Source organism: Aeromonas sp. s7(2024), from assembly GCF_040907825.1.
GTDB classification, from domain to species: Bacteria; Pseudomonadota; Gammaproteobacteria; order Enterobacterales; family Aeromonadaceae; genus Aeromonas; species Aeromonas veronii.
The window spans coordinates 124,049-135,844 of sequence record NZ_JBFOCM010000021.1 but is presented as its reverse complement, the minus strand read 5'-3'; the positions used below and the strand labels follow the sequence as shown (position 1 = coordinate 135,844).

The 11,796-nt window shown below is 60.5% G+C and carries 10 protein-coding genes; 4 read left to right on the top strand and 6 right to left on the bottom strand.

Going from position 1 to position 11,796, the window contains the following annotated elements; genetic code table 11:
* The first annotated feature begins 87 nt into the window (after positions 1-87).
* Positions 88-1,812 carry a bifunctional UDP-sugar hydrolase/5'-nucleotidase UshA gene (gene ushA / locus AB5Y73_RS09240; protein WP_107684266.1) on the top strand — a complete coding sequence of 575 codons (1,725 nt, stop codon included), beginning with the start codon at positions 88-90 and terminating at the stop codon, positions 1,810-1,812.
* 194 nt (positions 1,813-2,006) lie between these two features.
* Here ushA and AB5Y73_RS09235 read toward each other — a convergent pair whose 3' ends face one another.
* Entirely contained in the window at positions 2,007-2,867 is an 861-nt protein-coding gene (locus tag AB5Y73_RS09235; protein WP_107683513.1) for a Tim44 domain-containing protein, read from the bottom strand.
* 363 nt (positions 2,868-3,230) lie between these two features.
* Here AB5Y73_RS09235 and dnaB point away from each other — a divergent pair, with 363 nt between their 5' ends.
* From dnaB to AB5Y73_RS09220, 3 genes are all read left to right on the top strand, one after another.
* Entirely contained in the window at positions 3,231-4,625 is a 1,395-nt protein-coding gene (dnaB, locus tag AB5Y73_RS09230) for a replicative DNA helicase (protein WP_026035132.1), read from the top strand.
* A 191-nt stretch (positions 4,626-4,816) separates the two neighbouring features.
* Complete coding sequence (alr, locus tag AB5Y73_RS09225) at positions 4,817-5,890, top strand: alanine racemase (RefSeq protein WP_107683514.1); 1,074 nt, start codon at positions 4,817-4,819, stop codon at positions 5,888-5,890.
* Entirely contained in the window at positions 5,890-6,309 is a 420-nt protein-coding gene (locus AB5Y73_RS09220) for a secondary thiamine-phosphate synthase enzyme YjbQ (RefSeq protein WP_107683515.1), read from the top strand. The genes alr and AB5Y73_RS09220 overlap by 1 nt, the downstream gene beginning before the upstream one ends.
* Positions 6,310-6,429: 120 nt before the next feature.
* On the opposite strand, the gene pepE is transcribed toward AB5Y73_RS09220, so the two are convergent.
* The 5 genes from pepE to AB5Y73_RS09195 form a co-directional block, all read right to left on the bottom strand.
* Complete coding sequence (pepE, locus tag AB5Y73_RS09215; RefSeq protein ID WP_107683516.1) at positions 6,430-7,155, bottom strand: dipeptidase PepE; 726 nt, start codon at positions 7,153-7,155, stop codon at positions 6,430-6,432.
* A 233-nt stretch (positions 7,156-7,388) separates the two neighbouring features.
* Positions 7,389-8,750, bottom strand: a complete 1,362-nt coding sequence (locus tag AB5Y73_RS09210; protein WP_107683517.1) for an endonuclease/exonuclease/phosphatase family protein — start codon at positions 8,748-8,750, stop codon at positions 7,389-7,391.
* Positions 8,751-8,980: 230 nt separating this feature from the next.
* On the bottom strand, positions 8,981-9,793 hold the full coding sequence (locus AB5Y73_RS09205; RefSeq protein ID WP_107683518.1) for a heme ABC transporter ATP-binding protein: 813 nt from the start codon (positions 9,791-9,793) through the stop codon (positions 8,981-8,983).
* A gap of 11 nt (positions 9,794-9,804) precedes the next feature.
* Positions 9,805-10,836 carry an iron ABC transporter permease gene (locus tag AB5Y73_RS09200; RefSeq protein ID WP_005335261.1) on the bottom strand — a complete coding sequence of 344 codons (1,032 nt, stop codon included), beginning with the start codon at positions 10,834-10,836 and terminating at the stop codon, positions 9,805-9,807.
* Positions 10,833-11,684: a hemin ABC transporter substrate-binding protein gene (locus AB5Y73_RS09195; RefSeq protein ID WP_107683519.1), complete on the bottom strand. Its 852-nt coding sequence runs from the start codon at positions 11,682-11,684 to the stop codon at positions 10,833-10,835. Before AB5Y73_RS09195 ends, AB5Y73_RS09200 begins: the two co-directional genes overlap by 4 nt.
* Positions 11,685-11,796 lie beyond the last annotated feature (112 nt).

Genomic DNA, 11,796 nt, shown 5'->3' with positions numbered 1-11,796 from the left:
AAAAACGGTCATCTGTTGTTTGTTATATTGGCGCCCGACCCGCTGGACAGGGTTGATAAATAACAAAACAATCAAGGTGATATGGAAATGAATAATAACTTTATCAAAGGTGGCGTGGCACTGGCCGTGCTTGCTGCACTGACTGGCTGTAATACCTCGAGCAATGACACCGTTGCACCCTGCACCGAAAATGTCTGCAAACTGACCATCCTGCACACCAACGATACCCACGGCCGTTTCTGGCACAACGCTGAAAATGAGTATGGTATGGCTGCCCAGAAGACTCTGGTCGAGCAGCTGCGTGCCGATGCCAAGGCTGCTGGCAGTGACGTACTGGTTCTTTCCGGTGGTGATGTGAATACCGGGGTGCCGGAGTCCGATCTGCAGGACGCCGAGCCTGACTTCATGGCGATGAACAACATTCGCTACGATGCCATGGCGGTGGGCAACCATGAATTCGACAATCCCCTCAGCGTACTGGAGAAGCAGCGCAAGTGGGCCCAGTTCCCCATGCTCTCGGCCAACATCTATGACAAGGCCAGCGGCAAACACTACTTTGACCCCTACAAGGTGTTCAAGCTGGAGAGCGGTCTCAAGGTCGCCGTACTGGGCCTGACCACCGAAGATACCGCCCAGCTGGTTGACCCCAACAACGTGCAGACCCTGGAGTTCCGCGATCCGACCAGCGAGGCGGCCAAACTGGGCCAGCAGATACGCAGCAACAAGGAGGCCAATCTGGTCTTCGCCATCACTCACATGGGCCATTACGAGAATGGTCAGCACGGCAGCAATGCGCCGGGCGATGTAGAGATGGCTCGTGCACTGCCGGCAGGGACTCTGGATGCCATCATTGGTGGCCACTCCCAGAATCCGGTCTGTATGGAACCGGGTACCACCAACAAGTACGCCAATTTCAAACCGGGTGATAACTGCCAACCGGACCAGCAAAACGGCACCTGGATCATGCAGGCCCACGAGTGGGGCAAGTATGTGGGCCGTGCCCAGTTTGAGTACCAGAATGGCAAATTGACCCTGACCAGCTATGACCTGATCCCGGTCAACCTGATCAAGCGCAACGCCAAGGGAGAAGCGATCGATGCCAACGGCGCCGTAACCAAGGACCCGGCCAAGATGCAGTTCGTACAGGACGAGATCACCAAGGATCCCGAGCTGTATAACACCCTGCTGGGTTACCAGGAGAAAGGTCAGCAAGAGCTGAATGTCGTCATTGGCTCGGCAGATGGCTTGCTGGTTGGTGATCGCAACTCGGTTCGCAACAAGCAGACCAACCTGGGTCGCCTCATCACCACGGCGACCAGCAGCAAGCTGGGTGTCGACTTTGGTATCGTCAACTCAGGCGGTGTGCGCGACAGCATCCCGGCCGGTGATATCACCTACCGCAGCGTGCTGCTGGTGCACCCGTTTGGCAACACGGTCAACAAGGCTGTCATGAAGGGAAGCGATCTGGCGACCTATCTGGGCCAGGTGGCAAGCAAGACTCGCAATACCGGTGGTTATGCCCAGTTTGGCGGTATCAACATGGCGGTGGATTGTCAGGCCAAGAGCGTCAATATCACCAGTATCGGTGGCAAGGCGTTTGATCCGGCTGCAACCTACAGCTTCGCGATCCCGAGCTTCAGCGCCTCCGGTGGTGACGGCTATCCGAAGATCGATACCATCAATGCCGGCTTGGTGGATGCAGCCGTGCTGAAGGAGTACATCGAGATCAAGAAGGTGATCAACGTAGCCGATTATCAACCGTCCAATGAGGTGACCTATCTGAACTCAACATCTGCCGAAGGGTGCAACTGATTCGTCAGCGGTGCGTTTAGCTCCAGATGTGATCCCCAAGGGCAGCCAGTGGCTGCCCTTTGTCGTTGGTTGGGTAGCGGTTACAACTCTTCAATCATTAATGACGATAGCAATGCCTGTATGAGGTCAGGTGAGGGGATGAAATGAAAAGAGGCGGCCCATGGGCCGCCTCTTGCGTAGTGACAATATAAACTTTACAGCTGCTCGATACCGACGATATGCCAGGGAGCATTGTTTTTGGCCAGATCGCGCTCGAGGTGCCACACCTCTTTGATGTCTTCTTCGACCTGCTCCTGACGGTCCATGTAACGGCCGCTGAAGCGCACGCTTACCTGAGCCCAGTCGCTGCCGTAGTCGGCGCGTACCAGCTGGGTGTCGACATACATTACTTCCGTATGCTGGTCGCCAGTCAGTTCGGCGCGCTCGGCTTTGAGCTGCTCAAACAGCTCGGGGCTGACGTATTCGCGCACTTTTTCCAGATCGTTCTTGTTCCACGCCTCTTGCAGGGTGCGATAGTGATCTCGGGCACCGGCCAGGAAGCCGTTCATGTCAAAGCCCGGCGGCAGGCGGAACGGCACATCGCTGTCGGCAAAGCCGGTGGCTTGCGGTGCGCTGTTGCTCTGCTCAAACTGTTGCGGGGCAGTGGATTGCGGTGGCTGATAGCCCGCATAGGCCGCCTGTTGTGGCTGTGGCGTCGCGACCTTGCCCTTGCGCAGGGTACGGATCAGGAAGACGGCACCCAGCGCCAGCAGAGCGATCAGCAGGAAGTCCATTCCTTGCAGACCTTCAAAGGCACCGCTGCCCAGCAGGTAGGCAAACAGGCCACCGGCCAGCAGGCCGCCCAGCAGGCCGCCCATCATGCCGCTCTTTTTCGGCGGAGTCTGGGCATTCAGTGTCGGATTCTTGTTGTCGACCGGTTTGGCCGCAGGCTGGGCCGGCGCAGTTTTGTAACTTTTACCAAAGGATTTGCCGCCGCCAAACTTCTTGGCTTCGGCGTGAGGTGCCCCCAGGCCAATGGCCAGGATCACGGCAAACAGGGTCAGCATCTTTTTCATTTTGACTCTTTTCACTCTCGTCTGTGGGTGGGGCATGCTCCGCTTTGGCAAGCTCAGCAAGGCGCATGGCAGGCTGCCGGTCCCTAATTGTGTCGCAGCTTGTATTCATCAATATCACCTCTGGCATGAATTATTCATGAACGAGGTTGCCGCGATGCGGCGTCAAACAAGAGGAGTAAACCGGATGAAAAGCAGAAGATTGAGTCGCAAAGAGCGCAAAATGCGAAGCAAAATCAAAATGGTCAAGGTAGAGCAGACTCTGGTTTGGCCCTTTATGATGGTATGAGCCGCCAGATAGGGCTCGCCGTAGTTGGCTTTCTTTTGTAAAATTCCCGTCCCCTTCCCGCTGCGGTTTTTATGTGTATGGCAGAGCAAGTGACGGCGAAAAAAGACGCCAAGACACAACAGCTGAAAGTTCCTCCCCACTCTTTTGAGGCCGAACAGTCCGTACTGGGCGGCCTGATGCTGGATAACGATGCCTGGGATCGGGTTGCCGAACGGGTTATCGATCAGGATTTCTACAGCCGTCCGCACCGGTTGATCTTCCAGGCCATGACCCGCCTCTCCAACGCGGGCAACCCCATTGACCTCATCACCCTGCAGGAGGAGCTGGAGCGCTCCGAACAGCTGGAAGAGGCGGGTGGCTTCGCCTATCTGGTGGAGATCGCCAAGAACACCCCGAGTGCCGCCAACATCAACGCCTACGCCGAAATCGTGCGCGAGCGGGCGGTGGTGCGGGAGATGATCTCGGTCGCCAACGAGATAGTCGAAGCGGGCTACGAGCCACAGGGCCGTACCTCCGGCGATCTGCTGGATCTTGCCGAGAGCAAGGTATTCAAGATTGCCGAGCAGCGCACCAGCGCCAACGAGGGGCCCCAGCCCCTTAAGCTCATCCTCGAGCAGACCGTCGACAAGATTGAAGAGCTGTTCAAGACGCCGCACAACGGGGTGACCGGGGTATCGAGCGGTTACAACGATCTCGACAAGATGACCGCCGGTTTGCAGCGTTCGGACTTGATCATCGTGGCGGCCCGTCCCTCCATGGGCAAGACCACCTTTGCCATGAACCTCTGCGAGCATGCGGCCCTCACCGCCGACAAGCCGGTGCTTATCTTCTCGCTGGAGATGCCCTCCGAGCAGATCATCATGCGTATGCTCGCCTCGGTCGGTCGCATCGACCAGACCAAGGTGCGTACCGGTCAGCTCGACGACGAGGATTGGGCACGCCTCTCCTCCACCATGGGATTGCTGCTGGAGAAGGGCAAGATGTATATCGATGACGCCTCCGGCCTCACTCCGACCGATGTACGTTCCCGTGCCCGTCGGGTGGCACGCGAGCACGGTGGCCTATCCATGATCATGGTGGACTACCTGCAGCTGATGCGGGTGCCGGCGCTCTCTGACAACCGTACCCTGGAGATCGGCGAGATCTCCCGCTCCCTCAAGGCGCTGGCGAAAGAGCTGCAGTGCCCTGTGGTGGCGCTCTCCCAGTTGAACCGAAGCCTGGAACAGCGGGCCGACAAGCGCCCGGTCAACTCGGATCTTCGTGAATCGGGCTCCATCGAGCAGGATGCGGATTTGATCATGTTTATCTATCGTGATGAGGTTTATCACGATGACAGCCCGGACAAGGGGATTGCCGAGATCATCATCGGCAAGCAGCGTAACGGCCCTATCGGAAGAGTGCGCCTCACCTTCCAGGGTCAGTTCTCCCGGTTCGACAACTATGCCGGTCCGGCGTTTGACGACGATTATTGATGTAAACCCAAGGTGATGGCGGTTTCGTCATTACCACGACTGCCCTGATCGATAGCCAGTCATTGGCTGCTGCTCAGGGCCTGTTTTCCCGGTTCGACAATTATGCCGGTCCGGCCTTCGACGACGATAAGTGAGTGGCGGTCTTCTGCCCGATGAGGGGGAGACCATTTGTGCCCTCGTAAGGGAAAACCATGAAAGCGGCTACTGCCCAAATCAACACTGCGGCCTTGCGCCACAACCTCGCCGTGGTCAAGCGCCACGCCCCCGCTTGCAAGATCATCGCTGTGGTCAAGGCCAACGCCTATGGCCACGGACTGCTGCCGGTCGCCCGCACCTTGGTGGATGCGGATGCCTACGCTGTGGCCCGGATCGAAGAGGCGCTGATGCTGCGCTCCTGCGCCGTGGTCAAACCCATCGTGCTGCTGGAGGGATTCTTCTCTGCCGACGATCTGCCGGTGCTGGCGGCCAACAACCTGCAGACGGCGGTTCACACCTGGGAGCAGCTCGAAGCGCTGGAGCAGGTCGAGCTGCCAGCCCCCGTGGTGGCCTGGCTCAAGCTCGACACAGGCATGCACCGCCTCGGGGTGCGTGCCGACGAGATGCCCGCCTTTATCGAACGACTCGGCAAGTGCAAGAACGTGGTGCAGCCGTTCAACATCATGACCCACTTCAGCCGTTCCGATGAGCTGGAGCAGCCCACTACCCGCGAGCAGATCGACTTGTTCAGCAAGTTGACCGCGCCGCTCCTGGGCGAGCGGGCCATGGCCAACTCGGCGGGCATTCTGGCCTGGCCGGACTCCCACTGCGACTGGGTGCGCCCCGGTGTCATCCTCTATGGCGTGTCGCCCTTCCCCAACACGGTGGCGGCCGATTACGACCTGCAGCCGGTGATGACCTTGAAGACCCAGCTGATTGCGGTGCGGGATCACAAGGCGGGCGAGCCGGTGGGTTATGGCGCCAACTGGGTGGCGGATCGCGATACCCGCCTTGGCGTGATCGCCATCGGCTACGGTGACGGTTACCCGCGCATGGCGCCCAATGGCACTTCCGTGCTGATCAACGGCCGCATCGTGCCGCTGGTGGGGCGTGTCTCCATGGATATGAGCACCGTCGATCTGGGGCCGGGCGCGACCGACAAGCCCGGCGACGAGGCGGTGCTGTGGGGCGAGGGGCTGCCGGTGGAGCGGGTGGCCGACGAGATTGGCACTATCCCCTACGAGCTCATCACCAAACTCACCTCCCGCGTCTTTATGGAGTACGTCTGATGTGGCAGCAGTGCCTGCTGACTCTGAAGCCCCGTTCGCGGGGCTTTCATCTGGTGACCGACGAGCTGGTGGCCAAGCTGCCGATGCTGGCGGATTACCGGATCGGCATGGTCCACCTGCTACTGCAACACACCTCCGCCTCGATCACCCTCAACGAGAATTACGACCCCAGCGTGCGCAGCGATATGGAGGCCCATCTGCACCGGCTGGCGCCGGAGGATGCCCCCTACTATCGCCACACCTATGAGGGGGCGGATGACATGCCCGCCCATATCAAATCCTCCCTGCTCGGGGTGAGCCTGCAACTGCCGATCCGTGATGGTCAGTTGGCGCTCGGCACCTGGCAGGGGATCTGGCTTGGCGAGCATCGTGTCGATGGCGGTGCCCGCAAGGTGCTGGTGACCCTGCAGGGTGAGTAATCAGGCTGCAACCAGCTGAAAGATGAAGATAAAAAAGAGGGATGGCGCCGAGCCATCCCTCTTTTGTTTCTACGTTGCTGTGAACCATCTGCCTGCCAGTGGTTCGGCGCTCTTCGTGGCTTAGCCGACCTTGAAGGGGGTCAGCTCGGCCAGCGGGGCGGCGTCCATAAAGGCTTGCGGCTCCTGGCCATGTTTGAAGATCTTGAAGTCCTGCTCGCGGGCGCTCCAGTACTCAACGGTATCGCCGCTGATCTGCAGCAGGCTCGCTTCGCGCAGAGCCACCACATATTCGCTCGGGTTGATGGCGCAGAACTCGGCCAGACGCTCGTCGCGGGTTTCACCCATGTGGCCGCTGATGCTGGCATCCAGATAGTGCGGGTTGATCTGCAGCGGGAACAGGCCCAGCGCGGGCAGCACGGCGGCGTTGCAGACCGGCATGTCGTTGGTGGTGCGGATGCTCGGGGTCGCCACGTTGCAACCGGCGCTCCAGCCTACATAGGGGACGCCCCGTTCGCGCACGGCACGCTGGATCGGCACGATCAGGCCGTTTTCATGCAACATCTGGTTGAGGCGCCAGGTGTTGCCGCCACTGATAAAGATGGCATCGGCCTGATTGACGGCCTCGACCGGATCATCGAAGTGATGAATGCTGATGGTCTCGATCCCGAGGCTCTCGGTAAGTTCGTTGGCGCGGGTATCCCAGTCGCTGCGGATCACCGCGTAGGGGATGAGCAGGATGCGTTTGACCTGTTTGCGAGCCAGCAGGCTTTGAACCCGATCTCGGGCCCAGCCGAGCAGACCCGGAAATTCGTTGGCTTTACCGTTACTAAGCAGAAGCAGTTCCATCAGATACGTCCTCAAAAAGTGAAAGCGGAGGAGGGAGGGCCACCGGAACCGCCGTGCGGCCGGATGGCAAGAGGAGGCATGCTACCACCATTGGCGCGGCGGTTCTGTGATCGGGGGGCCTATTCAACCGCTATGGATGGGTGATGCCATGCCAAGCGGTGGATTAATGAGCCGTGGTCAACTTGTCACCTATCGCCAATAAAAGACCCCGCCGCAGCGGGGTCATGGCAGAGTTAGTCGAGTTTGAGATCGACCCACACCATGCGGTGATCCGAACTGACTCCCTTGGCGATGCCGAGTTTCGCATCATAGACCAAGTGATAACCCGCCTCGAAGCTGGCCGGCCAGTAGACACCACTCTTCACCGCGTTGAGGTTGGCGGAGGGGATGACGTGATCCAGCTGCAGCACGCTGCTATTGGTGATCCGTTCCGGGTTGGGGCGAGTGAGGTTGCGTTTGCAGTCGGCCCCTTTGCTGACACACTCTGGTCCCCCTTCGCTGACCGGGATCAGGGTGCCATTGGTGATGGCCTGATTCATCAGCGGGTTGTTAAGGAGATCCTGAATGGCGGTCAGGTCGCCGTCACCGGTGAGCGGATCGGCGTTGAGATCACCCGCGATAACAAACTTGGCGTTTTTGGCCAGTCCACCCTTGGTGCCCTTGTCATCGGTCATGTAGTTGAGACCCTTGACGTAGTCGTTCCAGAAGGCGATCTCGGCGCGGTTGTGCTTGACGGTGTGACGCGCCGCGTTGGCAAAGATCGGCGGGGTCGGGTGGGAGATCAGGAAGTGGATCACCTCTTCCCCTTTCTCGGTCTTAATGCGTACCGGCACATCGGCGTGGTTCTTGGAGGAGAGCGGGTACTGCTGCCAGGCTGCGTCTGAATACCAGGCATCGCCACACTGGCGGCTGGCCGGGATCTTGACCTTGGGATTGTTGCAGTCATCGATGATGGGATTCTGCTCGCCCGGCATATCCTTCCACTTGAAGTTCTGGAAGGTGCGGATCTGCTTGGTGTCGATGGGGTATTTGGACATCACCGCAAAGGCATACTGGCCGTGGTAGTTGCCAAAGCCCCAGGCATCGTCGGGGCCGCTGTTGACTTTGCCATCCAGATTGAGGTCATAACCGCTCATCAGGCCGGTGTTGGTGGCGAAATTCTGCATCACCGGATAGCTGATGGCCGTCACCTCTGCGTGCTGGGCGTGGGCCAGATAGTTGTCGTTGAAGGCTTTCAGATCGGCGGTGCTCTCGCCTTTGCCGTCGTTGTCGAACTCGTTGAGCAGGAACACATCCGGGCGGGTGCGCTGGATGATCTCCGCCACGTTGCGGATCTGCTGCACGTTCTTGGCTTTGGTTTCCGTGGCGCCGCTCAGGCTCCCTTCCGCGAGGCGGGCCAGCAGGGCATCCTGCTCGGTGCGAGTCAAGGCCAGTTCACCGGTCAGCATACCGGCGGCCGTGCGATCAAAAGAGAGGTTGAAGGTGGCAAAACGAACCATGGGATCAGCTGCCTTTGAGTCGTTGTCGCTGTTGCAGCCAGCCAGCATCCCGAGGGAAATGGCGGCAGCCAGTAGGGTCTTGTTGATATTTTTCATTGTAATTGTTCCGTAGCATCAATGAGTTATGCCTTCTGTGAGGCGGCGTCATTATAAGTAGACGGTGATGCTGCGGGGGTTTTGCCTGAGCGAAGTGTGAGGATATTCACACCACATAGCTGGCGATGATGAATGTTAGCAGGGCGATATGGAGTGTGAAAAACCGGTTTATATGCTGCAGTTTCCGGGATGAATGGCGCGCTTCCTGCCGTTACCGCACTCTGAATTTGTCACACCACCATCGGCAGGCCGCTTTCGGGGTGGTGGATCACCTGTGCCGGATAGTCATAGAGACGGGCGATGAGCTCAGGGGTGAGCACCTCGGCTGGCGTGCCATCGGCCATCAGCTTGCCCCGCTCCAGCATCACCAGCCGGTCGGCATAGCGCGCCGCCAGATTGAGGTCGTGCAGCACCACCAGCACAGCTGTATTGCGGCTGGCCAGGGCGCGCGCCATGGTGAGCAGTTGGTGCTGGTATTTCAGATCGAGCGCCGAAGTAGGCTCGTCGAGCAGCAGCAGGCGGGGTTGCTCGGCCTGCTCGGTCGGGGAGGGGGCCTGCCAAATCTGCGCCAGCACCCGGGCAAACTGCACCCGCTGCCGCTCGCCGCCGGAGAGCCCGGGATAGAGCCGCTTGGCCAGATGCTCGACCCCGGCATGGGTCATGGCCGCCGCCACAATCTCGTCACGCCGTGCCGCCGGTTCACTGTGGGGCAAGCGCCCCATGGCGACCACTTCCTCGCAGAGAAAGGGGAAGTTGAGGGAGGAGCTTTGCGGCAATACCCCGAGCCAGTGGGCAAGCTGGCTGCTGTCCCACTGCTGGCGATCTGCGCCAAACAGGGTGATGGAACCCTCATATTCCAGCTCGCCGGTCAGGCACTTGAGCAGCGAGCTCTTGCCCGCCCCGTTGGGGCCGAGCAGCGCGGTGAGGGTACCGCTCTCAAGGCTCAGATCGAGCCCATCCAGGATCTGGCGCTGGCCACGGCGCAGGCTGAGTCGGCTGCAGCTCAACAGGGGGGAGGAGAGTGAGGATGAGAGTGGTTGCATAACAGTCCGTATCACAGGGCGCGGCGGCCTTTTACCAGCAGCCAGATGAAGAAGGGGGCGCCGAGCAGGGCGGTGATGATGCCCACCGGCAGCTCGGCCGGGGCCAGCAGGGTGCGTGCCAGCATATCGGCTGCCAGCAGCAGGGCGGCGCCAAGCAGGGCCGAGAGTGGCAGCAACCTGACATGGTTGGGGCCCGCCAGCAGGCGCACCAGATGGGGCACCACCAGCCCGACGAAGCCGATCATCCCCGATACCGCCACCGCCACCCCGACGCCTGCTGCGGTGAGCAGAATCAGGCGGCGCTTGAGGGATTGCACATTGACTCCCAGATGACGAGCCTCTCCTTCACCCAGCAGCAGGGCGTTGAGGGGATTGGCATCGCGCATAAAGAGCCACAGCAGGGCCGCCAGGGTGAGCAGGGCCAGCGCCACATCGGCCGGTTTGCCTGCCGCCAGCGTTCCCATCTGCCACAGGCTCAGGTTGCGCAGCATCTGATCGTCCGCCAGATAGGTGAGCAGGCCGATCACCGCGCCGGAGAGCGCCGTGATGGCGACCCCGGCCAGCAGCATGACGGTGACCGAGGTGCCTCCCTCACGGGTGCCGAGCAGATAGACCAGGGTTGTGGTGAGCGCGCCGCCGAGAAAGGCGAGCAGCGGCAGCAGACCAACCCCGATGGTGGCTTGCAGCTGCTGGCCGAGGGGGGCCAGCAGCACGATGGCGAGCGCCGCACCGAGCGCCGCACCGCCGGAGACACCTATGATGCCGGGGTCAGCCAGGGGGTTGCGAAACAGCCCCTGCATCACGGCGCCACAGAGCCCGAGGATCCCGCCCACGGCGATGCAGAGCAGGGTACGAGGCAGGCGAATTTCCTGCACGATCAGCAGTTTGTGCGACTCAATCCCGCTCTCCTGCCCGGCAAACAGCGCCCGTAGACTCTCGCCCAGGGTGAGGGTCATGGGGCCGGTTGCCAGCGAACCGAGCAGCAACAGCGCCAGTGCGGCCGTGGTGAAGGCCAGCAGCCAGGAGAGGGGTAACCGCATCATGACCCCTGCTTGATCCACTGGGCGATCTGGTTCGCCTGTTGCAGGGAGTTGAGGCTCAGGCCCCCTTGCAGGGCGTGGCCGTTGATGGCGTGAATGGCGTTACGCTTGCCAGCCGGGGTGGCGGCCAGGGCGGGCACTTCGGCCAGCACCTTGGCCGGGTCGGCATACTGCTGCCAGTCACGACCGCTGACCAGCACCAGATCGGGCTGCATCTCGATGAGGGATTCGGCGGATACCGGCTTGTAGTTGCGCAACTCGGCGACCGGATTGATGCCGCCTGCCAGCGAAATCAGCGCGCTGGCGGTGGTGTCCCCCCCGGCGATGCTGGTGGGTTGCCCCTTGTGCAGTAGCAGGAAGGCGACCTTGAGCGGTTTGTTCTGTTTGGCTTGCGCCGCCAGCTGATCGGTCTGAGCTTGGATCTCTGCCTTCAGGCGATCGCCAGCGGCTTTATCGCCCAGCAGGCTGGAGAGGGTGTCGATACGCTGGTTGAGGTTGGCGAGGGTCGGCGCGGTATCCAGCACCTCCACCTTGACCCCGGCACGACGCAGCTGATCCAGGGTCGGGGCCGGGCCCATCTCGTCGCTGCCCACCAGTCGGGTGGGGGAGAGGCTCAGGATCCCTTCGGCGGCCAGCGCCCGGTGATAACCCACCTTGGGCAACCCTTTTGGCAAGGGGCTGCTGACATCGGTGGCGATCAGGCTCGATTCACCGCCAAGGGCCAGAATGAGTTCTGTAGTGGCTGGGCCGATACTGACGATACGCTCTTTCTGTCCGTCGGCGGCAACGGCAGAGAAGGGAGAGAGTGAACTGCAGAGCAGGGTGATGGCGAGGGCAAGACGACGGCCCATGCTAACCTCCGAAGGGGTGAATGAAACGGGTGTGCCGCCGAGAATATCAAGGCTTTGGAAAAAATGCACTGATAATGATAGCAATTATCAATTGCATTGGTTTCGGTGCTTT

Bases quoted from the DNA above. Each gene is read 5' to 3' on its own strand.
- ushA (WP_107684266.1), top strand. From the start codon at position 88: ATGAATAATAACTTTATCAAAGGTGGCGTGGCACTGGCCGTGCTTGCT.
- AB5Y73_RS09235 (WP_107683513.1), bottom strand. From the start codon at position 2,867: ATGAAAAAGATGCTGACCCTGTTTGCCGTGATCCTGGCCATTGGCCTG.
- dnaB (WP_026035132.1), top strand. From the start codon at position 3,231: ATGGCAGAGCAAGTGACGGCGAAAAAAGACGCCAAGACACAACAGCTG.
- alr (WP_107683514.1), top strand. From the start codon at position 4,817: ATGAAAGCGGCTACTGCCCAAATCAACACTGCGGCCTTGCGCCACAAC.
- AB5Y73_RS09220 (WP_107683515.1), top strand. From the start codon at position 5,890: ATGTGGCAGCAGTGCCTGCTGACTCTGAAGCCCCGTTCGCGGGGCTTT.
- pepE (WP_107683516.1), bottom strand. From the start codon at position 7,155: ATGGAACTGCTTCTGCTTAGTAACGGTAAAGCCAACGAATTTCCGGGT.
- AB5Y73_RS09210 (WP_107683517.1), bottom strand. From the start codon at position 8,750: ATGAAAAATATCAACAAGACCCTACTGGCTGCCGCCATTTCCCTCGGG.
- AB5Y73_RS09205 (WP_107683518.1), bottom strand. From the start codon at position 9,793: ATGCAACCACTCTCATCCTCACTCTCCTCCCCCCTGTTGAGCTGCAGC.
- AB5Y73_RS09200 (WP_005335261.1), bottom strand. From the start codon at position 10,836: ATGATGCGGTTACCCCTCTCCTGGCTGCTGGCCTTCACCACGGCCGCA.
- AB5Y73_RS09195 (WP_107683519.1), bottom strand. From the start codon at position 11,684: ATGGGCCGTCGTCTTGCCCTCGCCATCACCCTGCTCTGCAGTTCACTC.